The organism is Salinivibrio sharmensis, from assembly GCF_001995985.1.
GTDB classification, from domain to species: Bacteria; Pseudomonadota; Gammaproteobacteria; order Enterobacterales; family Vibrionaceae; genus Salinivibrio; species Salinivibrio sharmensis.
Map to the genome: position 1 here is coordinate 18,009 of NZ_MUFC01000003.1, position 26,350 is coordinate 44,358.

General features: G+C 51.4%; 24 protein-coding genes, 1 pseudogene and 1 other annotated feature. Of the genes and pseudogenes, 19 read left to right on the forward strand and 6 right to left on the reverse strand.

Annotated elements, in window-relative coordinates:
- Positions 1-36 precede the first annotated feature (36 nt).
- A complete protein-coding gene (locus BZG74_RS03605; RefSeq protein WP_077771386.1) occupies positions 37-885 on the forward strand; it encodes an ion transporter in 849 nt (282 codons plus the stop codon).
- Between the two features lie 117 nt (positions 886-1,002).
- Here BZG74_RS03605 and cysS read toward each other — a convergent pair whose 3' ends face one another.
- On the reverse strand, positions 1,003-2,403 hold the full coding sequence (gene cysS, locus BZG74_RS03610; protein WP_077771387.1) for a cysteine--tRNA ligase: 1,401 nt from the start codon (positions 2,401-2,403) through the stop codon (positions 1,003-1,005).
- A gap of 286 nt (positions 2,404-2,689) precedes the next feature.
- Between cysS and BZG74_RS03620 the strand changes: the two genes are divergently transcribed.
- The 13 genes from BZG74_RS03620 to hisIE all read left to right on the forward strand — a co-directional run bounded on the left by BZG74_RS03620 (position 2,690) and on the right by hisIE (position 12,885).
- Positions 2,690-3,214: a MarR family winged helix-turn-helix transcriptional regulator gene (locus tag BZG74_RS03620; RefSeq protein ID WP_077771389.1), complete on the forward strand. Its 525-nt coding sequence runs from the start codon at positions 2,690-2,692 to the stop codon at positions 3,212-3,214.
- A 142-nt stretch (positions 3,215-3,356) separates the two neighbouring features.
- Positions 3,357-3,854 carry a peptidylprolyl isomerase gene (locus BZG74_RS03625; protein WP_069361219.1) on the forward strand — a complete coding sequence of 166 codons (498 nt, stop codon included), beginning with the start codon at positions 3,357-3,359 and terminating at the stop codon, positions 3,852-3,854.
- An 82-nt stretch (positions 3,855-3,936) separates the two neighbouring features.
- Positions 3,937-4,668, forward strand: coding sequence for a UDP-2,3-diacylglucosamine diphosphatase (gene lpxH / locus BZG74_RS03630; protein ID WP_077771390.1), 732 nt, complete (start codon positions 3,937-3,939; stop codon positions 4,666-4,668).
- Positions 4,669-4,700: 32 nt separating this feature from the next.
- Positions 4,701-5,177 carry a YchJ family metal-binding protein gene (locus tag BZG74_RS03635; protein WP_077771391.1) on the forward strand — a complete coding sequence of 159 codons (477 nt, stop codon included), beginning with the start codon at positions 4,701-4,703 and terminating at the stop codon, positions 5,175-5,177.
- A 94-nt stretch (positions 5,178-5,271) separates the two neighbouring features.
- On the forward strand, positions 5,272-5,475 hold the full coding sequence (locus BZG74_RS03640; protein ID WP_077771392.1) for a hypothetical protein: 204 nt from the start codon (positions 5,272-5,274) through the stop codon (positions 5,473-5,475).
- Between the two features lie 165 nt (positions 5,476-5,640).
- Positions 5,641-5,779, forward strand: a sequence feature (His leader region).
- Positions 5,780-5,813: 34 nt separating this feature from the next.
- Entirely contained in the window at positions 5,814-6,710 is an 897-nt protein-coding gene (hisG, locus tag BZG74_RS03645; protein WP_069361215.1) for an ATP phosphoribosyltransferase, read from the forward strand.
- Between the two features lie 6 nt (positions 6,711-6,716).
- On the forward strand, positions 6,717-8,033 hold the full coding sequence (gene hisD, locus BZG74_RS03650) for a histidinol dehydrogenase (RefSeq protein ID WP_077771393.1): 1,317 nt from the start codon (positions 6,717-6,719) through the stop codon (positions 8,031-8,033).
- Positions 8,034-8,035: 2 nt separating this feature from the next.
- A complete protein-coding gene (gene hisC / locus BZG74_RS03655; RefSeq protein ID WP_101494657.1) occupies positions 8,036-9,088 on the forward strand; it encodes a histidinol-phosphate transaminase in 1,053 nt (350 codons plus the stop codon).
- A gap of 11 nt (positions 9,089-9,099) precedes the next feature.
- Positions 9,100-10,167 (forward strand): bifunctional histidinol-phosphatase/imidazoleglycerol-phosphate dehydratase HisB, encoded by a 1,068-nt coding sequence (gene hisB, locus BZG74_RS03660; RefSeq protein ID WP_077771395.1) that lies wholly within the window; start codon positions 9,100-9,102, stop codon positions 10,165-10,167.
- On the forward strand, positions 10,167-10,766 hold the full coding sequence (hisH, locus tag BZG74_RS03665) for an imidazole glycerol phosphate synthase subunit HisH (protein ID WP_077771396.1): 600 nt from the start codon (positions 10,167-10,169) through the stop codon (positions 10,764-10,766). Before hisB ends, hisH begins: the two co-directional genes overlap by 1 nt.
- 6 nt (positions 10,767-10,772) lie before the next feature.
- Complete coding sequence (hisA, locus tag BZG74_RS03670; RefSeq protein ID WP_077771397.1) at positions 10,773-11,510, forward strand: 1-(5-phosphoribosyl)-5-[(5-phosphoribosylamino)methylideneamino]imidazole-4-carboxamide isomerase; 738 nt, start codon at positions 10,773-10,775, stop codon at positions 11,508-11,510.
- Positions 11,492-12,265, forward strand: coding sequence for an imidazole glycerol phosphate synthase subunit HisF (gene hisF / locus BZG74_RS03675; RefSeq protein ID WP_077771398.1), 774 nt, complete (start codon positions 11,492-11,494; stop codon positions 12,263-12,265). Before hisA ends, hisF begins: the two co-directional genes overlap by 19 nt.
- On the forward strand, positions 12,262-12,885 hold the full coding sequence (gene hisIE / locus BZG74_RS03680; RefSeq protein WP_077771399.1) for a bifunctional phosphoribosyl-AMP cyclohydrolase/phosphoribosyl-ATP diphosphatase HisIE: 624 nt from the start codon (positions 12,262-12,264) through the stop codon (positions 12,883-12,885). Before hisF ends, hisIE begins: the two co-directional genes overlap by 4 nt.
- Positions 12,886-13,008: 123 nt before the next feature.
- Here the strand turns inward: hisIE and icd are convergent, their stop codons facing one another.
- On the reverse strand, positions 13,009-14,259 hold the full coding sequence (icd, locus tag BZG74_RS03685) for an NADP-dependent isocitrate dehydrogenase (RefSeq protein ID WP_077638817.1): 1,251 nt from the start codon (positions 14,257-14,259) through the stop codon (positions 13,009-13,011).
- 139 nt (positions 14,260-14,398) lie between these two features.
- On the opposite strand from icd, the pseudogene BZG74_RS03690 reads away from it, so the two are divergent.
- The 5 genes and pseudogenes from BZG74_RS03690 to BZG74_RS03710 form a co-directional block, all read left to right on the forward strand.
- A pseudogene (locus tag BZG74_RS03690) lies at positions 14,399-15,037 on the forward strand (pseudouridine synthase); the annotation flags it as partial.
- Positions 15,038-15,452: 415 nt separating this feature from the next.
- The gene (mnmA, locus tag BZG74_RS03695; protein ID WP_077771590.1) at positions 15,453-16,562 is read left to right on the forward strand and encodes a tRNA 2-thiouridine(34) synthase MnmA; all 1,110 of its coding nucleotides are present in this window, start codon (positions 15,453-15,455) and stop codon (positions 16,560-16,562) included.
- Between the two features lie 13 nt (positions 16,563-16,575).
- A complete protein-coding gene (gene hflD, locus BZG74_RS03700) occupies positions 16,576-17,220 on the forward strand; it encodes a high frequency lysogenization protein HflD (RefSeq protein WP_046075327.1) in 645 nt (214 codons plus the stop codon).
- Between the two features lie 25 nt (positions 17,221-17,245).
- Complete coding sequence (gene purB / locus BZG74_RS03705; protein WP_077771401.1) at positions 17,246-18,613, forward strand: adenylosuccinate lyase; 1,368 nt, start codon at positions 17,246-17,248, stop codon at positions 18,611-18,613.
- A 111-nt stretch (positions 18,614-18,724) separates the two neighbouring features.
- Positions 18,725-19,873 (forward strand): ribosomal protein uL16 3-hydroxylase, encoded by a 1,149-nt coding sequence (locus BZG74_RS03710; protein WP_077771402.1) that lies wholly within the window; start codon positions 18,725-18,727, stop codon positions 19,871-19,873.
- A gap of 16 nt (positions 19,874-19,889) precedes the next feature.
- Here the strand turns inward: BZG74_RS03710 and BZG74_RS03715 are convergent, their stop codons facing one another.
- The 4 genes from BZG74_RS03715 to BZG74_RS03730 all read right to left on the reverse strand — a co-directional run bounded on the left by BZG74_RS03715 (position 19,890) and on the right by BZG74_RS03730 (position 25,784).
- Positions 19,890-22,001, reverse strand: a complete 2,112-nt coding sequence (locus BZG74_RS03715; protein ID WP_077771403.1) for a methyl-accepting chemotaxis protein — start codon at positions 21,999-22,001, stop codon at positions 19,890-19,892.
- 146 nt (positions 22,002-22,147) lie between these two features.
- Positions 22,148-23,059 (reverse strand): oligopeptide ABC transporter permease OppC, encoded by a 912-nt coding sequence (gene oppC, locus BZG74_RS03720; RefSeq protein WP_101494658.1) that lies wholly within the window; start codon positions 23,057-23,059, stop codon positions 22,148-22,150.
- A 10-nt stretch (positions 23,060-23,069) separates the two neighbouring features.
- Positions 23,070-23,990, reverse strand: a complete 921-nt coding sequence (oppB, locus tag BZG74_RS03725; RefSeq protein WP_077771405.1) for an oligopeptide ABC transporter permease OppB — start codon at positions 23,988-23,990, stop codon at positions 23,070-23,072.
- A gap of 117 nt (positions 23,991-24,107) precedes the next feature.
- Complete coding sequence (locus tag BZG74_RS03730; RefSeq protein ID WP_077771406.1) at positions 24,108-25,784, reverse strand: ABC transporter substrate-binding protein; 1,677 nt, start codon at positions 25,782-25,784, stop codon at positions 24,108-24,110.
- Positions 25,785-26,350: the final 566 nt, after the last annotated feature.

Sequence of the window (26,350 nt, forward strand, 5' to 3'; positions counted from 1 at the left end):
GGCTCAATCATGGAAGATTTTTAGCAAGGTAAGCGAATGAATAAGTCACAAAGCCGTCTTCAACACTACCTATACACCACCATCTTTGGCACCGAGACGAAGCACGGGAAAGCATTTGATTTGGCGCTGATTGTGATGATCTTGGCCTCGATGGTGGCGTTGATGCTGGAGTCGATCGCAAGTGTCCATGCTAGATGGTCACAATGGCTTTATTGGATTGAATGGGGCTTTACCGGCATCTTTACCGTCGAGTATTTACTGCGCCTTTATTGCTCTCCGCGCCCGTCTGCTTATGCGCGAAGTTTTTACGGCGTGGTGGATTTACTGGCGATTCTGCCCACCTATATCGCGATTTTTGTCCCGGGGACGACATACCTGATGGTGGTACGCCTATTGCGGGTATTGCGTATTTTCCGTGTTTTGAGGCTGATGCGCTTTTTGGAAGACTCCAACATCTTGTTGCGCTCGATGTTGCTGTCATCGCGAAAGGTAATGATTTTCTTCTTCTCCGTGGCGATCCTGGTCACCGTCTTCGGCGCACTCATGTACGTGATTGAAGGGCCAGAGAATGGCTTTACCAGTATTCCCTATGCCATCTACTGGGCTATCGTCACCCTTACCACGGTCGGTTATGGTGATATTGTGCCGCAAACCGATATTGGCAAGGCACTCGCGTCTTTCACCATGTTGATGGGCTATTCGATTATTGCCGTGCCCACAGGGATCATCACCGCCGAAATCGGTCAGCAGATGTCACTGCATCGCAACTTGGTAAAATGCCCTAACTGCTCAAAAAGCGGCCATGAGTCCGACGCCTCATTTTGTAAGCATTGTGGCAGTGAGCTGCCAGAAGCCGATAAGCGCGTGGTTACACCTGGGCTGTAACACGGCTTCACGTTGAGTGACACGGCAGGCCTGCGCGTAAAAGCACGAGATACCGATAACAAAAAACGGAGCTAGTCGGCTCCGTTTTTTGTGGCTTATTAGGTAATAAACAGTTGCTTATTTACGGCGCCAGGTGGTGCCTTGCGGGCCGTCTTCCAGCACAATACCCATCGCAGTGAGCGCATCACGCGCGGCATCGGCGGTGGCAAAGTCTTTGGTTTTGCGAGCATCATTCCGTTTTTGAATGAGCGCCTCTATTTCAGCCACTTCATTATCAGCCCCTGCATCGCCTTGCAGGAAGCTATCCGCATCTTGCTCGAGTAAACCAAGAATCGACGCTAACTTACGCATTTGCGCACCCAGTGCGGATGCCGCTGCCAAATTATCGCCACGTAAACGGTTAATCTCACGAGCCATATCGAATAGCACCGAATAGGCTTCTGGGGTGTTAAAGTCATCGTTCATCGCCGCTTCAAAGCGTGCCACGTATTCATCGCCACCGGCAGGTGCGGCCTGAGTGTCTAAACCGCGAAGCGAGGTGTATAGACGCTCAAGTGCTGAACGGGCTTGGTTGAGGTTTTCATCGCTGTAGTTCAACTGGCTGCGATAGTGACCTGAAAGCAGGAAATAACGCACGGTTTCGGCATCATAGTGTGCTAGCACGTCACGGATGGTGAAAAAGTTACCCAAGGATTTGGACATCTTTTCACGATCAACCATCACCATGCCGCTATGCATCCAGGTGTTAACATATGGGGTGTCATGGGCGCAGCAAGATTGGGCTATTTCATTCTCATGGTGCGGGAACTGCAAATCAGAGCCACCACCATGAATATCAAAATGCTCGCCCAAGATCGCAGAGTTCATTGCCGAGCACTCAATGTGCCAGCCAGGGCGGCCTGGCCCCCAAGGCGACTCCCAGGTCGGCTCGCCAGGTTTCGACATTTTCCACACCACAAAATCGAGAGGACTGCGCTTGGCTGTTTCAACGTCAACGCGGGCGCCTGCTTGCAGCTGATCGAGAGCTTGCTTCGATAGCTTGCCGTAATCGTCAAACTTGGCCACTTCAAACATCACATCGCCATTATCCGCGACATACGCAAAGCCACGCTCAATTAGCTTTTCTACCAGTGCGATGATTTCGTCAATGTAGTCGGTCGCGCGTGGCTCGATGTCGGGACGCGCCATGTTTAAGGCATCAAAGTCTTGATACATTTCACCGATCAAACGCTCGGTCAATGCATCACAGCTCTCGCCATTTTCCGCCGCACGCTTGATGATTTTGTCATCGATATCCGTGATGTTACGGACAAAGGTTAAATCAAAGCCCAAGTAGCGCAAGTAGCGCGCAATCATGTCAAACGAAACAAAGGTACGCCCGTGACCAATATGACAGAGATCATAAATTGTCACCCCACACACATACATGCCGATTTTTCCCGGCGTGATGGGTTGAAAGACAGCTTTATCTCGCGTCAGTGAGTTGTAGATCTTTAACGGGGGGGTTTGCGTCGACATAATTATTTGATGACTCGTTACAATAGTGACAATGAGTAAGGTGAAGCAGCTATTACACCTTTTCTACTGGCTTGACGCAAGCCTCTCACACCCGCGACACCCGGTGAAACATTCAGACCAGGCTCACAACTTAGCGTTGAAACTCCCCTTATCGCTTGAGCTAACCGATACCTTTGAATTATTTTTCAGTGAAGAATCTTTATCGATAAGTATTTATTAGGCAAACTGGCCCTCTGACTGATTGGCACTCACCGATCTTATTGAGACTAACCGAAGTGGCAAAATAATGACTGATAACGCAACCCCTTCCGCTCCCCAAGAGGACAAAGTTGACCTCATTTTACGTCAGTGGCACGACGAGCGCCCGGATATCGACCCCAGTCCGATGGCGATCACGGGCCGACTCGCGCGGGTTTTGGGCAATATTAACCCCAAACTACAACAAGTCTTTGGTCAATATAACCTCAACCCTGGCGAGTTTGATGTGTTGGCCTCCCTACGACGTGCGGGATCGCCCTATACGTTAACCCCCAACCAGCTGCTCGATGCCCTGATGCTTACCTCGGGCGCGATGACTAACCGTATTGATCGCCTCGAACAAAAAGGCTTGGTGTCTCGGAGCCCGGATCCCAACGACCGCCGTGGCGTGTATGTGTCACTGACAGATGCGGGCATGGATTTAATTGATGATGCAGTGACCGATCATACTAACAACTTGCACCAGCTCTTGGCAGGTCTTACCGCCAACGAGCAAGCCGAGCTCGCGGTGTTGCTTAAAAAGTTGCTCGCGCATGTAGAGCCTGCGTCGTAATCACTTCGACGCCGCTTAGCAGTCAGTGAAGGGGACAGGAATGATGATTAATTCCACATCCAGGGGATCTTTGCTTGATCAGCGAATACTTTCGGCTAAAATCTGTGATCCTTTTTAGCCAAGCCAATGACAGGATTACATCATGGTGACTCTTCATACCACGTTCGGTGACATCAAACTTCGCATGTTTGCAGACGAAGCACCGGCTACGGTCGAGAACTTTTTACAATACTGCCGTGACGGCTTTTATAACGGAACCCTGTTCCACCGCGTGATTGACGGCTTTATGGTCCAAGGCGGTGGCATGGCCTCTGGCATGGAAGAAAAAGCAACGCGTGCGCCGATTAAAAACGAAGCGGACAACGGTTTAAGCAACCTGACAGGCCGCTTGTCGATGGCGCGTACCATGGAACCGCACTCAGCAAGCTCGCAATTCTTTATCAACGTCAATGACAACCTGTTCTTGGATCACAAAGCTAAGACGCCAGATGGCTGGGGCTACTGTGTGTTTGCCGAAGTGGTTGAAGGAATGGATGTGGTCAACAAGATCAAAGGCGTTGCCACAGGTAACTGGGGTTATGTTCACCAGGACGTGCCGGTCGAAGAAGTGTTGATCAATAGCGTGACTATTGAAGACTAAGATGACACTATCGAGCAAGGGTAGCCAAGGCTACCCTTTCTTTTTAATAGCGGCCCATTTGTATTACTGATAAAGCCAACGCATGTCTCATACCCTCTTCATTGCGGATTTACACTTAAGCCCAACACGGCCAGACATTACTGACTGCTTTGAGCGTTTTATGCACAAAGAGGCGATAAACGCCGACGCACTTTATGTGTTGGGAGATTTATTTGAGGTATGGATTGGCGATGACGACAACAGCCCGTTCCACCAACAAATCAAAGCCGCCTTTTCTGCAGTGACAGAGCGCGGCGTGCCAGTGTATTTCATTCATGGCAATCGCGATTTTTTGATTGGTCAACGCTTTGCCAAAGAAACCGGCGTGACGCTGTTAAACGAGCTTGAGTGCATCGATTTATATGGCACCCCTACCCTTATCTTGCACGGGGATACCTTGTGTTTAGAGGATGTTGACTATCAGGCGTTTCGACGCAAAGTCCACCAGCCTTGGTTGCAGCGACTCTTTTTGTGTTTGCCGCTAAGATGGCGCCGTAAGATTGCGGCCAAAATGCGCGCAGGCAGTGCCAATGCCAACCAGCAAAAGTCGTCAACCATCATGGATGTCACGCCACAAGAAGTGCAGCACCAGTTGGATAAAGCGGGAGTGGTTAACATGATTCACGGCCATACTCACCGCCCTCATATTCATCAGTGGCACCAACACGGCACCGCGTACCAACGGATTGTGTTAGGCGACTGGTATGATCACGGTTCTGTCTTAATGTGTAGTGCCCAAGGGTGTGACTTACAAAGCCGCGATTTCATCAACTAATAAGCTGTTCAGCTCATCGTTAAGAGATCTTTATGCAGACTGATTTATGCCCTTGTTGCAGCCATAAACCCTATCAAGACTGCTGCGAACCCATTCATCAAAACCCCGCCAACGCGTCTCACCCTGAGCAATTGATGCGCGCTCGCTACAGCGCACATCCCAAAGGCTTGGTAGATTTTATTGTTGCGACCTACCACAGTGAATGTGGCGCCGAATCGTTTCGTGAAGACATTGCCACCATGACCCAACATCAATGGCAGTCACTCGAGGTGCTCGATAGCGAGGTGTTGCAGCAAGGTGAACTTGGCTTTGTGACCTTCAAAGCCCACTTTATTGCCGACGGTGAGCCTCAGTGCCTCCACGAGCGCTCTCGTTTTGTCAAAGAAACGATCGATGGACAGTTTCAATGGCGATATATCGACGGAGTCTTCCCCGGCCATTTAAAAGCGGGGCGCAATGATCCTTGCCCATGTGGCAGCGGTCGTAAATTTAAAAAGTGTTGCGGCTAGTCGCTGTCGCCCTCTGACCAAGATCTGGTTAAAAAACAATCAAGAATTCTTTTCCTTGGTCGATACTGTTAGTAAGACCAGAGGAGGATGAATCATGAATTGGCTCGGCAATCTCAGTCCCGTTTATCGCACACCGCATGCGCCACCGACCAAAGTATGGGCGATTCGAAAACAAGCTCATATTGAGGAGCGCAAGCAGCGTCGCTTAGATGACCCCAATGATCCTCAACATCACGCTCAGACAGAGCATGAGGAAAACAAAAGAAAAAAAGACGGTGAATTAGATATTTACGTATAAGTTCACCGCCCAGCCGCTAGGCTGTCGCCACCACAGACAAAAACGCATGGAAAAAATACCGGATCATTGGTTGCAATCTAAGCTGATTTTGATAATGTCAAAAGCAGTTAAATAAAGTTCTACGTAACGACGGACGACACAAATGACTTCAGCGCTAATGACAATGCATCACCACCATCATCCTGACTAGTCTTTCGGGAGGAATGGTTTCGACTGGAAGACGAGTAAAAAGCGCTTCCGTCGGTCATTAGCCAGCTAACAGATTCAGACCCTCGGGAGCACCGTCTTCCGAGGGTTTTTTCTTTTTTAGCTTTTCATTTTTAGACAAGGAAGCACACATGCAAACACAACGCTTACGTATCGCCATCCAAAAAAAGGGCCGTCTCGCCAAGGAGTGCCAAGAGTTACTCAAACGCTGCGGGGTAAAAATCAATTACACCGGTGAGCGTTTAGTGGTTCACGCCGAAAACATGCCCATCGATCTGCTACTGGTCCGTGACGATGATATCCCGGGCCTTATCATGGACGGCGTAGTTGATTTAGGGGTGATTGGCGAAAACGAGTTAGAAGAAGTTCGCCTTGAGCGCATCAAGCTGGGCGAGCCCAGCCAGTACCAGCTGCTGCGCCGCCTCGACTTTGGCGGCTGCCGTCTCTCTATCGCCCTCGATAAAGACCAAAGCTATAACGGCCCACAAGATCTGGCCAACCAACGCATTGCCACCACCTACCCCAACATCCTCAAAGCCTACATGGATAAACAAGGTGTGAGTTTTAGCACCTGTATGCTCAATGGCTCCGTCGAAGTCGCGCCACGAGCAGGACTCGCTGATGCGATTTGTGACCTCGTCTCAACGGGTGCCACCTTAGAAGCCAATGGCTTGAAAGAAGCCGAAGTGATTTTTCGCTCCAAAGCGGTATTAATTCAGCGTGAAGGCAGCTTCAGTGAAGAGAAAACCGCATTGATTGAGCGCCTGCTCACCCGCATGCAAGGGGTCATCCAAGCCAAAGAATCCAAATACATCATGCTCCACGCGCCCAGCGAAACCTTAGAGCAAGTGGTCGAGCTACTTCCTGGCGCGGAAGATCCCACCATTTTACCCTTGGCACATGAGAAGAGCCGTGTCGCTGTGCACCTTGTGAGCACCGAGAATCTGTTCTGGGAAACCATGGAAAAATTGAAGCAGTTGGGCGCAAGCTCAATTTTGGTCCTGCCGATTGAAAAGATGATGGAGTAAATAGTCATGCGTACTGTGGTCTGGAAATCACTCGGAGAGTCACAAAAAGAAGGCTTAATGCGCCGCCCTGCAATCACAACCGGCGCCCAAACCCAAGCGAGCGTCGCCGATATTATCGCCGATGTCCGAGAGCGGGGAGATGAGAGCTTAAAGGCATTGACCCAAAAGTTTGATGGTGTCGAACTGGATAGCATCAAACTCGACAAAGCAACCTTGGCCGACGCTGAAGCGCGCTTGGATGAAGATATCAAGCTATCCCTACGCCAAGCCTACGATAACATCAGCACCTTTCACCGTGCGCAAAAAGCGCAGCCGTTGAAAGTCGAAACCATGCCAGGGGTGGTGTGCGAATCCATTACCCGCCCGATTAACCGCGTGGGGCTGTATATTCCCGGCGGCAGCGCGCCCTTGCCTTCTACCGTCTTGATGTTGGGCGTGCCCGCACAAATTGCCGGCTGCCGCAAAGTGGTGCTGTGTACCCCACCGCCGGTGGCCGATGAGATTTTATACTGTGCCAAACTGTGCGAGATTGATGAGATTTATACCCTTGGCGGCGCACAGGCGGTGGCGGCAATGGCCTTTGGCACTCAAAGCGTGACCAAAGTGGATAAAATTTTTGGCCCGGGTAATGCCTATGTCACCGAAGCCAAACGTCAAGTGAGCCTGGCCGCCAATGGTGCGGCCATGGATATGCCTGCTGGCCCCTCGGAAGTGTTAGTGATTGCTGATGCTGGCGCAGATCCAGACTTTGTTGCCGCCGATTTACTCAGTCAAGCGGAGCACGGCCCCGACTCGCAAGTGGTGCTGGTGACCCCCGCGCCAGAAATGGCAGAGAAAGTGGCGGATGCAGTGCAGCAGCAATTAACCACGCTCAGCCGCGCGGAGATTGCCAAACAAGCGCTGGGTAGCAGTGTGATTATTATTGCCGATACTCTCACTCAGTGCGTGTCGATTTCTAACCGTTATGGGCCGGAGCACTTGATTGTACAAACTCAACAGCCAAGAGATTTATTGCCCCTGTTGGATAACGCTGGCTCGATTTTCTTGGGGGCATACTCGCCCGAGTCTGTGGGTGATTACGCCTCTGGCACCAATCACGTGCTCCCCACTTATGGCTATACGCGCACCTACAGCAGCCTTGGGCTGGCCGACTTTACCAAACGCATGACAGTGCAAGAGCTTAGCGACACTGGGTTACAAACACTGGGCCCGACAGTGATGCGTATTGCCGAAGCAGAAGGCTTGGATGCACACCGCCAAGCGGTCGAGATTCGTCTGACTAAGCTACAACAAACTCAAGCCTCAGAGGACTCGTTAGCATGAGCATCGAAAAACTCGCCCGAGAGCAAGTACAAGCGCTTACTCCCTATCAGTCAGCCCGCCGTATCGGCGGTAGCGGGGATGTCTGGCTCAATGCCAACGAGTCACCCTTTGACAATGCTTACACCGTAAGCGGCCAAGGACTCAATCGCTACTCCAGCTGTCAGCCCGATGCATTGATTAATGCCTATGCGGATTATGCCGGCGTAGCAACGAACCACGTCATCACCACTCGTGGCGCCGATGAAGGGATTGATTTGTTGCTGCGTGCGTTTTGTGAGCCAAACCAAGATAGCGTGCTGATTTGCCCGCCTACCTATGGCATGTATGCAGTCAGTGCGGAAAACCAAGGGATCGCCACCACCCAAGTGCCGCTCACCGCCGACTGGCAGCTGGACATGGCAGGGATTGATAGCGCCTTGGAGGCAGACGCCAACATCAAGCTTATCTTCGTGTGTAGCCCCAATAATCCGACCGGCAATCTGATTAACCGCGACGACATAGAAACGCTACTCACCCGCACTCAAGATCGTGCGATTGTGGTGTTGGATGAAGCCTATATTGAATTTAGTCCAGAAGCGACCTGCACCGATTTACTCGCACGCTTTGAGAATCTGGCCATTTTGCGCACCCTATCAAAAGCGTTCGCTCTGGCGGGACTGCGTTGCGGCTTTACCCTCGCAAGCCCCGCTATTATTAACTTGATGCTCAAGGTGATCCCGCCTTACCCCGTGCCGGTCCCTGTGGCAGACATTGCCGAGCAAGCACTCTCCGAAGCCGGTTTGGCACGGATGAAATATCAGGTTTTGGATTTGACCGCCAACCGTGCCTATTTGCAAGCCGGTCTCAGTATGCTGCCGGGCGTTGAGGTGCATCCAGGTTTTGGCAATTATCTGCTCATCACGCTAGATGACGCCGACGCGGTGTTCGCACGTTTAGGGCGTGCCGGCATGATTGTGCGTCAGACCGCCGTTGCCAACAGCTTGCGCATCAGCATTGGTAATCGTGACGAATGTGAAAAAGTGCTGGCCTTTATCCGCCAGCAACTCAGTGAATAAGGACAACCACTGTGAAAGACAAGATTTTATTTATTGACCGTGATGGCACCTTAATTGTGGAGCCGCCTGAAGATTATCAAGTAGATCGTCTGGATAAATTGGCCCTTGAGCCGCACGTGATCCCCGCGTTGCTGAGCCTGCAAGCGGCGGGTTACACCTTGGTGATGGTGAGCAATCAAGATGGTCTGGGAACCGAGAGCTTCCCGCAAGCGGACTTTGATGCGCCACACAACATGATGATGGCCCTGTTTCGCTCACAAGGGATCCATTTTGAAGACGTACTAATTTGCCCGCACTTTGATAGCGATGACTGTAGCTGTCGCAAACCCAAACTAGGCTTGGTGAAAGACTATCTACAGCAAGGCCGAATTGATTTCGCCCAATCGGCGGTGATTGGCGATCGCGACACCGATATCACCTTAGCGAACAATATGGCGCTACAAGGCATCAAATACCAACGTGACGTGATGGGCTGGCCTCAGATTGTCGAGCGTCTCACCCAGCAGCCGCGACTGGCCAGCGTCACCCGCACCACCAAAGAAACCGACATTCAGGTGGATGTTAACCTGGATAAGAGTGGCGGCAGTCGCATTGAAACCGGACTGGGCTTTTTTGACCACATGTTGGATCAAATTGCCACCCACGGCGGTTTTCAGCTCAACGTTCGCGTTAAAGGCGATTTGCACATCGACGACCACCACACCATTGAAGATACCGCCCTCGCATTAGGAGACGCACTCAAACGGGCGCTGGGTGACAAGCGCGGCATTGGCCGTTTTGGCTTTAGCCTGCCGATGGATGAGTGCTTGGCGCAATGTGCATTGGATTTATCCGGACGCCCCTATTTGAAATTTGAGGCCAGCTTCCCGCAGCCACAAGTGGGCGATATGTCGACCGAGATGGTGGGACACTTCTTCCGCTCATTGACCGACACCTTGGCCTGTACTCTGCACCTGACGGTGTCGGGCGAAAACACCCACCACTTGGTGGAAAGTTTATTTAAAGCCTTTGGCCGCACTTTACGTCAAGCCATCAAGGTCGAGGGCGATGCCTTGCCAAGCAGTAAAGGAGTGCTGTAATGCGCAAACAGACTGTCATTATCGATACCGGCTGCGCCAATGTGGCCTCAGTGCGCTTTGCTGTCGAGCGTCTCGGGTATCAAGCCACACTAAGCCGCGATCCGGACGTGGTGCTAGGGGCAGATAAGCTCTTTTTGCCCGGCGTCGGCACGGCCAGCGAGGCGATGAAAAACCTCACCGAGCGTGGCTTGGTAGATTTGGTTAAGCAAGTGGAGCAACCGCTGCTGGGGATTTGTCTTGGCATGCAAATGCTAGGCACTTACTCGGATGAAGGCGACAGTCCGGTAGAGTGCCTCGGCCACATCCCCGCCCCCAACAAGCTGATGGATACCGCAGGGCAGCCTCTGCCTCATATGGGTTGGAACCGGGTTGCCACCGTCAATGACCATCCCTTATTCGATGGCATTGCCGCGGGTAGCCACTTTTACTTTGTCCACAGTTACGCGATGCCGGTCGGCGATTATACCTTGGCACAATGTCATTATGGCCATGCGTTCAGTGCAGCCATCAATCAAGGTAACTACTTCGGGGTTCAGTTTCACCCCGAGCGTTCGGGCAAAGTGGGCGCGCGTTTGATTCAGAATTTTTTGGAGATGTAAGCAAGGATGATTATACCAGCACTCGACTTGATAGACGGCCAAGTGGTGCGCCTTTATCAAGGGGATTATCAGCAAAAAACCGACTACAGTTTTGACCCGCGTGAGCAGTTTGCACGTTACCATCAAGCGGGGGCAGATTGGCTGCACCTCGTGGATTTAACCGGTGCCAAAGATCCGACTGCGCGTCAGGTCGATTTAATCACCGAGATTTTGCAATCAACGCCTGCCAACATCCAAATTGGCGGTGGTGTGCGCACCGAAATGGACGTGATTGAGCTGCTGAACACCGGTGCGCAGCGCGTAGTGATCGGCTCCACCGCGGTTAAATCCCCCGATTTGGTTAAAGGCTGGATGCAAACCTACGGCCCTGACCGCATTGTATTGGCCCTCGACATTCATATCGACAGCGACGGGACGCGACGCGTGGCGGTGTCCGGCTGGCAACAAGACTCCGGCGTCACCATTGAAGCGCTCCTCGACGATTATCTGTCCGTCGGGCTCAAGCATGTGCTATGCACCGACATTTCCCGCGATGGCACCTTACAAGGCAGTAATGTGGCGCTTTACCGCGACTTGTGTCAGCGCTATCCGAGCATTGCGTTTCAATCGTCAGGCGGCATTGGCAGTCTCGAAGACATTCGCGCCTTACGCGATACTGGCGTCGCAGGCGTGATCGTCGGCCGCGCCCTACTGGAAGGCAACTTTAGCGCAGAGGAGGCGATCACATGCTGGCAAAACGGATAATTCCTTGTTTGGACGTCCGCGACGGACAAGTGGTCAAAGGCGTGCAATTTCGCAATCACGAAATCATCGGCGATATCGTCCCGCTCGCCAAACGATACGCTGAAGAAGGCGCTGACGAGCTGGTGTTTTATGACATCACCGCATCTAGTGACAGCCGGGTGGTCGATAAAAGCTGGGTCAGTCGCGTCGCGGAAGTAATTGATATCCCGTTTTGCGTCGCCGGTGGAATTAAATCCGAAGCCGATGCCCAACAAATCTTGGAATTCGGCGCGGATAAAATATCGATTAACTCACCCGCCTTGGCCGACCCAAGTTTGATCACTCGGCTGGCCAATAAGTTTGGCGTGCAGTGCGTGGTGGTCGGGATTGATTCTTTCTTCGATGAAGCGACCGGGCAATATCAAGTCTATCAATTTACCGGCGATGAAAGCCGCACTCAGGCCACGCCTTGGCAAACCGCTGCCTGGGTTGAGGAAGTCCAACAGCGAGGCGCGGGCGAAATCGTACTCAATATGATGAACCGCGATGGCGTGCGCCAAGGCTATGACTTAACCCAACTCAACATGGTGAGAGAGCACTGTCAGGTGCCCCTGATCGCCTCCGGCGGTGCGGGGGAAATTTCGCATTTCGCCGACGCCTTTTTACAAGCGAATGTCGATGGCGCGCTGGCCGCCTCGGTGTTTCACAAGCAAATCATCGCGATAAGCGAATTAAAACAAACATTAAAACAACAAGGGATCGAGGTAAGAGTATGACGGCAGCGTGGGTAGAACGTATCGATTGGGAGAAAAACGCCGGCTTGGTGCCTGCGATTATCCAACACAGCGATAGCGGCCAAGTGTTAATGCTGGGCTACATGAATGCCGATGCACTGAACGCGACGCTCGAAACCGGCCGCATCACCTTTTGGTCGCGCAGCAAGTCGCGTCTTTGGGTAAAAGGCGAAAGCTCCGGCCATGTGTTGAGCCTTGAGCACATTGCACTCGATTGCGATCAAGACACCTTATTGGTCACGGCGACGCCTCACGGGCCCACCTGTCACCTCGGCACGACCACCTGCTTTGACAGTGACAATAAACCGCCACACACGGGGCCCGGCTTTTTGTCGAGCCTAGAGCAAGTGCTTGCCAGCCGCAAAGACGCCGCGCCTGATGAATCTTACACCGCAAGCTTATTTGCCAAAGGCACCAAGCGTATCGCGCAAAAAGTGGGGGAAGAAGGCGTCGAAGTCGCCCTCGCTGCCACGGCAGGCGATAAAGCTGAGCTATTAAACGAAAGCGCCGACTTGCTTTATCACCTGTTGGTATTGCTGCAAGACCAAGAGCTTAGCCTCCATCAAGTGACCGAAGTCCTCGCCTCTCGCCACCAAGGCTAACAGCGAAGCGCGTTAACCAAAGGCACCGCGTTGTCGTGGGAAGATATCGAAGACTAGCTGGAGCATATCCATAAAAAAACCCGGCAACTGAGCCGGGTTTCGTTTCTCACTGAGAGGCAGTGATCACATCTGCTTGACCATCTCGTCAGCAAACTCAGAACACTTACGCAGGCTCGCGCCTTCCATTAAACGTTCAAAGTCATAAGTGACTGTCTTGTTGGCGATGGTTTTTTCCATTGACTTGATCACCAAGTCAGCCGCTTCAAACCAGCCCATATGGCGCAGCATCATTTCTGCCGACAGAATGAGTGAGCCAGGGTTCACCTTGTCTTGGCCAGCGTATTTCGGCGCCGTGCCGTGAGTGGCTTCAAACAGCGCCACGCCGTCACCAATGTTGGCACCTGGGGCGATACCGATACCACCAACCTGCGCGGCAAGCGCATCAGAAACATAATCACCGTTCAAGTTCATGGTGGCAATCACATCATATTCCGCTGGACGCAACAGGATTTGCTGCAAGAACGCATCTGCGATGGAGTCTTTGATAGTGATCTGTTTGCCGGTTTTTGGATTCTTCATCGTCATCCAAGGACCGCCGTCCAGCAACTCAGCACCAAATTCTTCTTTGGCCACTTCATACGCCCAGTCTTTAAACGCCCCTTCGGTAAACTTCATGATGTTACCTTTGTGGACGATAGTCAGTGAGTCACGGTCGTTATCGATGGTGTACTCAATAGCGGCGCGAACCAGACGCTTGGTGCCTTCTTCTGAGATTGGCTTAATGCCTACACCACACTGCTCAGGGAAACGGATTTTGTTGGCACCCATTTCTTCACGCAGGAACTTAATCACTTTATCCGCTTCGGCGGTGCCTGCTTTAAACTCAACACCCGCATAGATGTCTTCTGAGTTTTCACGGAAGATCACCATATCCGTGTCTTCTGGCTTTTTCAGTGGGCTAGGAACGCCAGTGAAGTAGCGAACAGGACGCGCACAGATATAAAGGTCGAGCTCTTGACGAAGTGCCACGTTCAATGAGCGAATACCACCGCCAACTGGGGTCGTCAGAGGGCCTTTGATCGCCACTTTATATTCGCGGATAAAGTCGAGGGTTTCAGCTGGCAGCCACTGATCGTCACCATATACCTTGGTGGACTTCTCACCGGTGTAGATTTCCATCCATGAAATCTTACGCTCACCGTTGTAGGCTTTAGCAACAGCTGCATCAACAACTTTGATCATTGCAGGGCTAACATCCATCCCGATGCCATCCCCTTCAATGTAAGGGATCACAGGGTGGTTAGGGACTACCAGTTTTGTGCCGTCGAGTGTGATCTTCTGACCTTCCGCCGGTACAACTACTTTACTTTCCATTTTAATCTCCTAGCGTCCATTTGTTATCTTTGTGTAAGATGCGAGTCGAGGATACTCGAATTCATACAACACGCCAAACAGATTATTACGTGTATAATACGGAAGTCTCATTTGCCGTTTAATCTATTTGACAGCCCTCATGCCATATAAAGCCCGCCCCCAGCCAGCGTCAAAGGCTGTTTCAAACACCCAAGCTCAATCGGCCACTGGTGGAAAGACACCCCGAGCGGCCGCGCTCACCACCAAAGTGATACTTGTTAACAAACCTTATAACATGTTGACCCAGTTCAGTGGCGAGCCAGGCGACAGTACATTGGCCGACATCGTATCGGTGAAAGACGTGTACCCAGCCGGTCGGCTCGACAAAGACAGCGAGGGGTTACTGGTGCTCACCAATAATGGCGCTTTACAAGCCAGACTCACCCAGCCTTCATCCAAGTCGCCCAAAACCTATTGGGTACAAGTGGAGGGCGAGCCTAGCGATGAGGCGATTCAAGCGCTCTGTGACGGTGTCGAACTGAAAGATGGCCTTACGCTCCCCGCCGAAGTCACCAGAATAGCGCCGCCCGCCGTATGGGAGCGCCACCCTCCGGTGCGCTATCGCGCTAACATTCCCACCACCTGGTTAAAAGTGGTGCTGCTAGAAGGGCGAAACCGGCAAGTACGACGCATGACCGCGCATATCGGCCACCCGACGCTGCGCTTGATTCGCGCCCAACTCGGCCCATGGCAGCTGGATGATTTGCAACCGGGCCAATGGCGTGAGGTCGCTCCCCCGAAAGGCTTTGAGCAATTCACCCCTAAACCCAAAGGCGCAAAAGGGAAAGCACCACGTGGGCGCACTCGCTCGTCCAAGCGCGCACCGTTTAAGAAGGCTCGATAAAGCCAAGCTTCCACAGCAATTGTCGTCACCGCGCTAAGATTGGACGCCACACATAGACACGCCGTAAATCCATCCCTGGAGGCTCCGCCGCGCCATCCATGGCGCGGAGGGTCTTTGCGCAGCATCCAATCACAGAAGCTAACATCCACCAAATAGTAACGTGACAAAGGTGGGAGGCCGATCGCAGGCCACGCGCCCATCTACTCACTTTGGATAACGGCTAACATGTGAGCCCTATCACATCTGTATCCGGCGATTTGATTCTGTTAAACTCAGCATCCGTTTATTGATAGCAGCATTTGTGATCACCATGTCAGATAACAGCAGCAAAAAAGTGATTGTCGGAATGTCCGGCGGTGTTGATTCCTCCGTTTCTGCCTACTTGTTGAAACAACAGGGTTATCAGGTAGAAGGCCTGTTTATGAAAAACTGGGAAGAGGATGACAACGAAGAGTACTGCTCTGCTGCAGAAGACTTGGCCGATGCGCAAGATGTGTGTGACAAGCTTGGCATCGAGCTACACACCATTAACTTTGCCGCTGAGTACTGGGACAATGTCTTCGAGCACTTTCTAACCGAATACAAAGCGGGTCGCACGCCCAATCCTGATATTCTTTGCAACAAAGAAATCAAATTTAAGGCGTTTCTCGAGTTTGCCGACGAAGTGCTGGATGCCGATTATATTGCCATGGGACATTATGTCCGTCGCACCTTCCCTGAAAACGGCGAAAAAGCGCAAATGCTGCGCGGCTTGGACAACAATAAAGATCAAAGCTATTTCTTGTACACGCTCAGCCACGCTCAGGTGGCGCGCAGCTTGTTCCCTGTAGGCGATTTAGAAAAACCGCAGGTACGCCAAATTGCTGAAGAGCAAGGTTTGGTGACGGCGAAGAAAAAAGATTCAACCGGCATTTGTTTTATCGGCGAGCGTAAGTTCACTGACTTTTTGTCGCAGTATTTACCTGCGCAGCCCGGCCCTATCGAAACCACTGAGGGCGACGTGATTGGTGAGCACCAAGGGTTGATGTACCACACTTTGGGTCAACGTAAAGGTCTAGGCATTGGTGGTCTTAAAGGCGGCAACGGTAGCGAAGCACCTTGGTATGTGGTCGATAAAGACGTCGCGCGTAATGTACTGCTCGTCGGTCAAGGCCATGATCATCCTCGGCTCTATTCTGAAGGGCTAATCGCGGCGCAATTACACTGGGTCGATCGCGAGATTGTGACTGAGACCCGCCGTTGCACGGTAAAAACCCGATACCGTCAACACGATATATCGTGTACTATCACGCCCGTTGATGATGATACAGTGAAAGTTATCTTCGACGAGCCGCAAATTGCGGTAACGCCGGGGCAATCTGCTGTCTTTTACGATGGCGATGTCTGCCTAGGCGGTGGCATTATCGAGCAACGTATTTAAGGAGCCGTGATCAGTGGCAGAGACGATTTATGATCGCACCCTGGCGTTTGCCAGCATTTGTCAGGCAGCAAAATTGGTGCAAGACGTATCTCGCAATGGGTATTGTGACCAAGACGCATTAAATACGAGCCTGAGCAGCATTATCATCACCAACCCCTCTTCTACCTTAGACGTATTTCGCGGAGAAGTGGGGAATGTCACCGGTGGCGGTGAGTCAGGCCTTCACGTTGGTTTAGAAACCCTCATTGGCCAACTCGATAATAGCCGCAATGGTAGCGAAACCATGCGCTACCTGATTAATTTGTTGGCGCTGGAGCGTAAACTGTCTAGCCGCCGTGATGCCATGGCACAACTGGGCGATCGCATTGAAACGATTGAGCGTCAAGTAAGCCATTTTGATTTGCTTGATGAGCAAATGATCAGCAATCTTGCCAGCATTTATCTCGACGTGATCAGCCCTCTTGGGCCGCGCATTCAAGTGTCTGGTGACCCACAACATTTACAGCAAACTGGCGTACAACATCGCGTGCGTGCCATCTTGCTTTCCGGTATCCGCAGTGCTGTCCTATGGCGTCAAGTAGGCGGCAAGCGCCGGCACCTTATCTTTGGTCGCAAACAAATGGTTGAGCAGGCCAAACTCATTCTAGCCCGAAGCTAATCAGATTGAACTCAGGAGACAAAAAATGGAACTGTCAGCGCTGACTGCTGTTTCACCGGTCGATGGCCGATACGGTACGAAAACGATTGCGTTGCGATCGATTTTTAGTGAATTTGGATTGCTTAAATACCGCACCATCGTGGAAATCCGTTGGCTGCAAAAACTGGCAGCCACAGACAGCATTGCTGAAGTGCCCGTTTTTAGCGATGACGCCAACGCCCAACTCGACCGCATTGCTGCTGAGTTTGATGAGCAAGACGCCGCGCGTATTAAAGAGATTGAGCGCACCACCAATCATGATGTCAAAGCGGTTGAATATTTTCTAAAAGAAAAGATTGCCGACAACGCTGAACTCAACGCGGTCAGTGAATTCATTCACTTTGCCTGCACCTCTGAAGACATTAATAATCTATCGCATGCACTGATGCTCAAAGAAGCACGTGACACCGTGATTGTGCCAGAAATGCAGCGCCTGGCCGACGCTGTTCAAGATCTGTCTCAGCAGTTCCGCGACGTACCCATGCTTTCACGCACTCACGGCCAGCCTGCATCTCCATCGACCATGGGTAAAGAGATGGCAAACGTGGCGTACCGCATGGCGCGCCAAATCAAGCAGGTTAAAAGCAGTGAGATCCTGGGTAAAATCAACGGCGCAGTGGGCAACTACAACGCGCACTTGTCCGCGTACCCAGAGATCGATTGGCATGCCTACAGCGAAGCCTTTGTGACCTCATTAGGTATCGACTGGAATCCGTACACCACTCAAATCGAGCCGCATGACTATATTGCCGAGCTATTTGACGCGGTCGCACGTTTTAACACCATTTTGATCGATTTTGATCGTGATATCTGGGGCTATATCGCACTGGGTCACTTTAAGCAAAAAACCATTGCCGGTGAAATTGGTTCATCGACCATGCCGCACAAGGTTAACCCGATTGATTTTGAAAACTCGGAAGGTAACCTCGGCCTAGCCAATGCCATTTTCTCTCACCTTGGGCAAAAGCTGCCGATTTCTCGCTGGCAGCGTGACCTGACTGACTCCACCGTGTTACGTAACCTCGGTGTGGGTGTGGGATACACCATGATTGCTTATGCGTCGACTCTGAAAGGGATCAGCAAGCTGGAAGTCAACCAAGCCGCGCTCGAGGCGGAATTGGATCAGAACTGGGAAGTCCTTGCCGAGCCTATTCAAACCGTGATGCGTCGTTATGGGATAGAAAAGCCCTACGAGAAGCTCAAAGAGCTAACACGTGGCAAACGGGTTGATGGCGAAGGGATGCGTACCTTTGTTGATAGCCTTGATTTGCCTGAGCACGAGAAAGCGCGTCTCAAGCAAATGACACCCGCCAATTATATTGGTGATGCAGTCAAGCTCACGGACAAACTATAAGTACAACACTTCCAATACTCGCGGCCTCCATATTGGAGGCCGTTTTTTATCCCACTCGCACCGCCCCGCTCGTCACGTTATACTGCCGCAAATTTCGTAAACTAAGTCGTTATGTATCAATTTCAGTTCTCACTCGCCGAATTTATGGCCACACATTGGCATCAAAGCCCCACCGTTCTCCGTCAGGGATTAGCCGATTTTGACGACCCGATTGAGCCTGAAGAGGTCGCAGGGCTCGCGATGGAAGAGGATATTGACTCACGCCTGGTGACCCAAGCCAATGACAAGTGGCAAGTCGCGAACGGCCCTTTCGAGCACTTCGACGATTTCCCAGAGACACATGCGCAACTGGTGGTACAAGCCGCTAACCATTGGCACCCAGGCGTACGTGAACTGGCTGATGCATTTACCTCGCTACCGCAGTGGCTATTTGACGATGTCATGGTGTGTTATTCCCAGCCTCAGGGCGGCGTCGGGCCACACATTGACCAGTATGATGTGTTTATCGTGCAAGGCCAAGGCCGCCGCCGTTGGCGCGTTGGGCCAAAAGGTGATTACCAAGAAGCCAACTTAGACACCGGGCTCAAGCAGATCACCGGCTTTGATGCCATCATCGATGTGGTGCTAGAGCCAGGTGATATTCTTTATATCCCGCCAGGCTTTCCACACGAAGGCGATACCCTTGAGCCTTCGCTCAGCTACTCAATTGGCTACCGCTCACCAAAAGCCCGCGAGCTACTGAGCAGTTATGCAGACCAAGTGATTGTCGACGAAGCTGGCGATAATCATTTCCATTGGCCTGCCATGTCAGCCCAACCAGACGCGCCTGCGGCATTGGATCCACAGCATCTCGCCCAGATGGACGAAATGATGATGGCATTAATGCACGATAAGACCCGTAAAAAGCGCTGGATTGGCGAATTTCTCTCTCAGGCTCGACACGAGCTCGATTTGCTTAGCCCCGATCCGCAGTGGCAAACAGACAGTCTCAAAGCCGCCATGCAGGATGGAGTTTGCTTAGAAAAACTCAGTGGCTTGCGTGCGTTCTATCACGCCGATCAGCCAGAGATGATTTTTATGCTCGGTGAGAGCTTTGACTTACCGGAAGGCTGTGAGTCACTGACCCCTAAGCTGTGCAATCAACGTTTTATCGATTGGCAAACGCTCGGTAAAGCCGCTGACAATAGTCTGTTTTGGCCGATGCTCACGCTGTGGGTAAACCGCGGCTACTGGTATCCTCTAGAGGAAGCGCCAGAGTAACCGCGGATCACCAAGGTTAGACTTTAAACTGGGCCGTTAGCGCACGCTGACGGCCAGCCAGCGCTTCCAGTTGACTGGCAATACTCGCCGCCGATTCGGCATGCGACAAGAGTTCATCACTGCGCTCACGAATATGGGTCACGTTTTGCGTCACGTCGCCTGACACCGCGCTTTGTTGTTCCGCCGCCGCGCTAATTTCACTGTTAAGCCCCATCATATCCTGCATCGCAGTACGAATTTGGTCCAAACTGGTGACGGTTTCTTGCACCTTTTCAGCGGTATCATCCGCTAGCTGATTTCCATCATGAATCGCCGCTACCACTGATTGTGCGCCGGACTGCAACGAATCAATCACGGTACGGATCTGGGTGATTGACTGGTTAGTACGCTGTGACAGTTCACGCACTTCGTCAGCGACTACCGCAAACCCGCGCCCTTGCTCACCCGCACGCGCCGCTTCTATCGCCGCATTTAACGCCAGCAAATTAGTTTGCTCAGACATGGTATCAATCACGGTTAAGATTTCAGTAATGTCCTGACTACTCTTTTGCAGAGCTTGTGCATCCTCGGTGGCACCATTAAGCGTCTCTACCAAGCGCGTCATCGCTTGCGATGAACCAGTCACAATTTTTTCACCGCTCTCTGTGGCGGTGTTGACCGCGTTGGCCGCAGTCAGCGCTGACTCAGTATGGCTGGCAACCTGTGAGGCGGTTTGCGTCATCTCTTCTGATGCCGTCGCCACTGCATCCAAGCTTGATACTTGCTCACGGCTACCATCTCGAGTTTGCGCTGCCACGCGCGCGGCTTCTTTGGCAGTATGCTCTGCTTCTTCAACGCTATTAATCACATTCGCCATAATAGGCTGCAGCTTGTCGAGGAAGCGATTAAAACGCCCCGCCAGTACCCCGATTTCATCGCGATTTTTAAGCTGGATACGTTGAGTAAGATCGCCATCGCCGTCGGCGATCTCTGCTAATCGTTCTGCCAATAGTTTCAGGGGTTTAACGATTTGGCCCGCCGCTAATCCGACGATAACCAAGGCAAGCAGGGTTGCCACAACCCCTAAGCTACGTTCTGTCCACGCGGCTTGACTGCGCTGCGCGGTAATTTGTTGGCTTAATCGGTTTGCCTCAGAGAGTAAGACATCTTCCGGTAAGGTGATCAGGGCTCCCCACGTGGTACCAGGCAAGGCAATCGGCACGTAGGTCATCAACTGGCCTTTTTGCCACATGGTCTGTGGTTGACCTTGCGTCAGCCATCTACCCATGTTGTCGGGCGCCGACGGCAAATCATCAACCTTCCCTCCCGTTGCTTGCGAGTTATCAGACGCCACCACTCGCCCACCTTGGCTCAGCACACTGACATTCCCGGCACCGTCAAATAGGGCTTTATCCGCCTCAGAGATCACTGACTGTAAGCTGCCAAGGGCAATATCAATGCCTAGTACCCCCAGCACTTGTCCATCACGCATCAGCGGTGAGGAAATGGTGACACTCATACTGCTACCCGCTTGTTTGGGCGCAGACACACAAGCCGCGCCTTGGCTCAATGGGCACTGGTACCAATGATTCGCTGCTTGCCCACTGCCATTATTGTTGTCGTTGTTAATTTGCTTCTCACTGAGCACACTGCCTTGCAGCTCGCCATCCCGCTTTTGCCAGCGGCTGGCAAAACGCCCTGTGGCATTGGCGCCCCGCTCTGTATCGAGCTGATAAAAGTCATCTTCTTGGTCAAGCGCATTGGGTTTAAACACCACGAACGCGGCTTGGACCGTATCAAAGTTCTCCACGGAGCGCCGCACCAGCTCATTGATTGAGCCGCGAAGTTCACCACTGTCGGTAAAGTTTTGCTCAGCGTTATACTGAAGGTACACCACACTTTGCGCCAGCATTTGCGCGCGGTACACCGCTTCATCTAAAGAACGTTGAACATGGGTCGCTTGAACTTGGGCTTGACTGGTCGCGAGACGTTGGGCCGCATTACGCAGCGTTTGGGTACTCGCTTGCCCCACCGTTTGCTGAAACTGGTTATTAACGTATGTTGAGAAGGTTAATAACGTCACCGCGGTCACAGCAACGCACAAACTGGCCACGAGGGTGACCTTCCATTGAATTGAGAGGGATCGCATGACAGCTCCTTTGTCACTCTATCGACAGCCACCACTGCTATCGATTCTCATCCTTGAAACACGCATTTAACAGTAACAAAAAAGCGCAGGAAATAAACCTGCGCTTTTCATATTATTGCGTTTTTTACGATGGCAAAAAACGTCGCTTATCTGTCTTTTGGATCCAAGGCGTCACGAAGCCCATCGCCAACATAGTTAAAACAGAACAATGTCATCACCATAAAGGCGGCAGGGAACAGCAGCTGCCAAATCGCAATTTCCATGGTTTGCGAGCCTTCTTGTAGTAAGGCGCCCCAACTGGTCATTGGCTCTTGCACACCTAACCCCAAGAAACTCAAGAAAGATTCAAATAAGATCATGTTCGGCACCAATAAGGTCGAGTAAACCGCAACAATCCCGAGTACGTTTGGCACGATATGGCGAGTAATGATGTGGCGCGTGCTCACCCCTGAAACGTGAGCCGCTTCGACAAACTCTTTACTCCGTAAGCTCAGTGTTTGACCGCGCACAATACGTGCCATATCTAGCCACGCAATACAGCCAATCGCCACGAAGATCAGCACGATATTACGGCCAAAGAAGGTGACCAGTACAATCACAAAGAACATGAACGGAATCGATTGGAGGATTTCCACCAAGCGCATCATCACCGCATCGGTGCGGCCGCCAATAAAGCCTGATGTAGCACCATATAAGGTACCAATCAAGACGGCGACAAAGGCGCCCATGACGCCTACCATGATCGATATACGCCCGCCCATCATGGTGCGAGTAAAGAGATCTCGGCCTAACGCATCGGTACCAAACCAATGTCCATCTAACCCCAATGAGGGAGCCGCATGAATGGCATACCAATCGGTCGCGTCATACGCGTAGGCACTGATATACGGCCCAAGGATCACGCTCAAACCAATCAATACCAGAATCACCAAGCTCGCCATTGCAGCACGGTTACGTTTAAAACGAATCGCCGCATCCTGCCAAAGACTACGCCCCTTGACATCGACTTCTTCAGCAAAGTTTTCGAGGGCGTCAATGTTTTCTTTTTTCGTCAGCATCATGTCACCCCTAGTAACGAATCTTAGGATCGATATACGCCAGCAGGATATCGACGATCGCATTGAAAAGAATGGTTAGCGTACCGATCAAAATGGTACAGCCAAGTACTAATGAGTAGTCACGGTTAAACGCGGCATTGACAAACAGCTTACCGATACCGGGCAGGCCGAAGATGGTTTCGATCACCACCGACCCCGTAATAATGCCCACAAACGCGGGCCCCATGTAGGACACAACCGGTAGCATCGCAGGTTTGAGCGCATGTTTAACAATAATTTTCGGGTAACTGAGCCCTTTGGCACGCGCGGTGCGAATAAAGTTACTGTTTAGGGTTTCGATCATGCTGCCGCGGGTCACACGCGCAAAAGTGGCCACATACAGCAAAGACATACCGATCATTGGCAGCACCATAAACTGCCAACCGCCACCTTGCCAGCCACCGGCGGGGAACCAACCAAGGTTAATGGCGAAGATATAAATAAGCACGGGGGCTAATACAAAGGATGGCATCACCACCCCTAACATCGCCGTGGACATGATGGTGTAATCAATCCAGGTGTTCTGTTTAAGCGCAGCAATGGTGCCAATCGTCACACCGAATAAGAGGGTGAAGATAAATGCAACAGCACCGATCTGGGCTGATACGGGGAGCGAGCCCGCGATCAACTCGTTGACTGAGTAATCCACATACTTAAATGAGGGACCAAAATCCCCTTGTAGGATATTGCCCAAGTAGGTGGTGTATTGCTCAAACACAGGCTTGTCTAGACCGTATTTGGCATTAATGTTTTCCATTACGGCAGGGGGCAATGGGCGTTCGCTTGAAAAAGGGTTGCCTGGTGCAAACCGCATCAAGAAAAAAGAGATAGTAATTAAGACCAACAACGTTGGAATAGCTTCCAAAAGGCGCTTGGCGATAAATTTCAACATAACTGTACCGTTTCGTTTTGAGCCTCACAGCGTCCGCTACCTAGGCGATACCTACATAGCGACAACCAGCCAAGGGAGCCGCATCGAGCGGCTCCCTTATCAGCTGTGAATCAGGCGTTACTCGGCCTTGATATAAAGATCTTTTGAGTAAATCTTTTCTTCAGCGTTATTGGCAGGGAAGCCACCGACTTGTGGGCTAAGCAGACGCGCTTTTACATATTGGTAAATCGGCGCAATCGGCATATCTTTTGCCATTTGGGCTTCTGCATCCAAGTACAGTTGTGTGCGCTTTTCATCGTCTGTGGTGGTCATGGCGTTTTCCATGATCGCATCGTAGGCTTGGCTATCGTAATGCACACCACCTGATGTGTTGGAGCTGCGCATCAAGCTAAGGAAAGTAGACGCTTCATTGTAGTCACCACACCAACCGGCACGCGCCACATCAAAGTTCCCCTCATCTTTGGTGTTCAGGTAGGTTTTCCACTCTTGGTTATTAAGTGCAACATCAACACCCAGCTTATCTTTCCACATTTGACCGATGGCAACCGCCAGCTTTTTGTGGTTTTCGCTGGTGTTATAAAGCAGTGAGAAGTCGAGCGGATTGTCTTCACCGAACCCAGCTTCTTTGAGCAGACGCTTGGCCTCTGCATCACGCTCTTCTTGTGTCATCTTGGCGTACGCTGGCAGCTCAGGATCAAACCCAGCGGTAATTTCAGGCGTCAAGAAATACGCGGGCTTTTGCCCTTGACCCAGTAGCGCATCGGTAATCACGTTACGGTCAATCGCGTAAGACAAGGCTTTACGCACACGGACATCATCAAAAGGTTCACGCTTGGTATTAAAGATGTAGTAGTAGCTACACAGGTTACCCACGATAGATAAATCTTCTGGGTGCTCGTTTTTCAAGCGACGGAAATGCTCGTTCGGGATCTCATACGTCATGTCAATTTCACCAGCCAAGTAGCGGTTCATTTCCGCCACTTGGTTTTCAATAGGTAAGAAAGTGACTTTATCGAGCGTGGTGTCTTCGTTATCCCAATACTGGTCGTTGCGTGTTAATACAAGACGCTCGTTAATCACCCATTCGTCAACCACATATGCGCCATTACCCACGAAGTTCTCTGGCTTGGTCCACTGATCACCATATTCTTCTACCGTTTCTTTATGCACCGGCTTCATGGTGGTGTGGCCCATCATCTTCACAAGATAAGGCACCGCGGTATCTAACGTTACCTGAAGGGTGTGATCGTCCAGCGCTTCGACACCCAATGTGTCTTTATCTTTGTCACCTTTAATAATGGCTTTGGCATTCTCCATGTGGGTGTAGCCAAGGTACCAAGAGTAAGGTGACGCCGTCATTGGATCAGCCACGCGCTTGAAGCTGTACTCAAAATCTTGCGCGGTAACAGGGTCGCCGTTTGACCACTTAGCATCTTCGCGAAGGTAAAACGTAAACACCTTGTTGTCTTCGTTTTCCCAGCGCAAAGCAACGCCTGGAATGACATTACCGTCTGCATCCTGGTTAACCAAGCCTTCTAACAGGTCACGAATAACATGCGATTCAGGCACACCTTGGGTTTTATGTGGGTCCAACGACGCCACTTCGGCACCGTTACCACGTACGAGCTCTTGCTCTGCCGCCAGTTTCGGTTCGCCTGTCGCGGATTCGGCTTTTTGTTTGGTTTCAGGGTTGGATTGAGAGGTCTGTTTTTGCTCTGGTTCGCTGCATCCTGCTAGAGCCAGAGAAAGGCCAGCGCCCATAAAGAGGGTTCGGGTGATCGTGTTTAGCTTCATCGTGTAACTCCATAACAATCGCTATTGCATCCATGACAATCGACGCTACGTGACGGGAGAATCCGTTTTGCACAATCTAAAAAGCTGTGCTACGCCTCGCTGCGCGATTAGAGGCAAAACATTATCAAGCAACGCTGTGTTTTGCCATAAATCTGAAGTATTTTGCCACAGAATGAGATTAAAAACTCATCTTTCACTACTCAATCACCACAGAAGAGAATTTCAAGCTGGTAAGATGAGGCATCATTAGCGCTTTATTCACCACGAGAAACAAAATACGGAACAAATTGCTATTTATACTGAATCTGGGGATATCGGCACTAATGCTTAACTAGCTTGTTGTCTAAAAAAAACACAAGCCTCTTTGTATCTTTGCAATCTCAGTGACTTTGACTGCTAATATGCGTCAAATGTTACTTAATTGTAAAGCCGATACTAAACGTTATTTGTCGAAAAAACTCAACAGAAATACATGTACGTGATGTCAGACAGCTATCACGGTCACAAAATCTGGGTCAAGTAAGCGGTCATGGTGCCTGTCAGCGGCAGCGCTCATCCCGAATAGG

Excerpts from the sequence above, each read along its gene's own strand:
- hisF (WP_077771398.1), top strand. The coding sequence starts at position 11,492 with ATGCTGGCAAAACGGATAATTCCTTGTTTGGACGTCCGCGACGGACAA.
- oppC (WP_101494658.1), bottom strand. The coding sequence starts at position 23,059 with ATGCTGACGAAAAAAGAAAACATTGACGCCCTCGAAAACTTTGCTGAA.
- purB (WP_077771401.1), top strand. The coding sequence starts at position 17,246 with ATGGAACTGTCAGCGCTGACTGCTGTTTCACCGGTCGATGGCCGATAC.
- BZG74_RS03620 (WP_077771389.1), top strand. The coding sequence starts at position 2,690 with ATGACTGATAACGCAACCCCTTCCGCTCCCCAAGAGGACAAAGTTGAC.
- hisD (WP_077771393.1), top strand. The coding sequence starts at position 6,717 with ATGCGTACTGTGGTCTGGAAATCACTCGGAGAGTCACAAAAAGAAGGC.
- BZG74_RS03710 (WP_077771402.1), top strand. The coding sequence starts at position 18,725 with ATGTATCAATTTCAGTTCTCACTCGCCGAATTTATGGCCACACATTGG.
- lpxH (WP_077771390.1), top strand. The coding sequence starts at position 3,937 with ATGTCTCATACCCTCTTCATTGCGGATTTACACTTAAGCCCAACACGG.
- hisG (WP_069361215.1), top strand. The coding sequence starts at position 5,814 with ATGCAAACACAACGCTTACGTATCGCCATCCAAAAAAAGGGCCGTCTC.
- hisH (WP_077771396.1), top strand. The coding sequence starts at position 10,167 with ATGCGCAAACAGACTGTCATTATCGATACCGGCTGCGCCAATGTGGCC.
- hisA (WP_077771397.1), top strand. The coding sequence starts at position 10,773 with ATGATTATACCAGCACTCGACTTGATAGACGGCCAAGTGGTGCGCCTT.
- oppB (WP_077771405.1), bottom strand. The coding sequence starts at position 23,990 with ATGTTGAAATTTATCGCCAAGCGCCTTTTGGAAGCTATTCCAACGTTG.
- hisIE (WP_077771399.1), top strand. The coding sequence starts at position 12,262 with ATGACGGCAGCGTGGGTAGAACGTATCGATTGGGAGAAAAACGCCGGC.
- BZG74_RS03730 (WP_077771406.1), bottom strand. The coding sequence starts at position 25,784 with ATGAAGCTAAACACGATCACCCGAACCCTCTTTATGGGCGCTGGCCTT.
- cysS (WP_077771387.1), bottom strand. The coding sequence starts at position 2,403 with ATGTCGACGCAAACCCCCCCGTTAAAGATCTACAACTCACTGACGCGA.
- BZG74_RS03635 (WP_077771391.1), top strand. The coding sequence starts at position 4,701 with ATGCAGACTGATTTATGCCCTTGTTGCAGCCATAAACCCTATCAAGAC.
- BZG74_RS03605 (WP_077771386.1), top strand. The coding sequence starts at position 37 with ATGAATAAGTCACAAAGCCGTCTTCAACACTACCTATACACCACCATC.
- BZG74_RS03625 (WP_069361219.1), top strand. The coding sequence starts at position 3,357 with ATGGTGACTCTTCATACCACGTTCGGTGACATCAAACTTCGCATGTTT.
- BZG74_RS03715 (WP_077771403.1), bottom strand. The coding sequence starts at position 22,001 with ATGCGATCCCTCTCAATTCAATGGAAGGTCACCCTCGTGGCCAGTTTG.
- mnmA (WP_077771590.1), top strand. The coding sequence starts at position 15,453 with ATGTCAGATAACAGCAGCAAAAAAGTGATTGTCGGAATGTCCGGCGGT.
- BZG74_RS03640 (WP_077771392.1), top strand. The coding sequence starts at position 5,272 with ATGAATTGGCTCGGCAATCTCAGTCCCGTTTATCGCACACCGCATGCG.
- icd (WP_077638817.1), bottom strand. The coding sequence starts at position 14,259 with ATGGAAAGTAAAGTAGTTGTACCGGCGGAAGGTCAGAAGATCACACTC.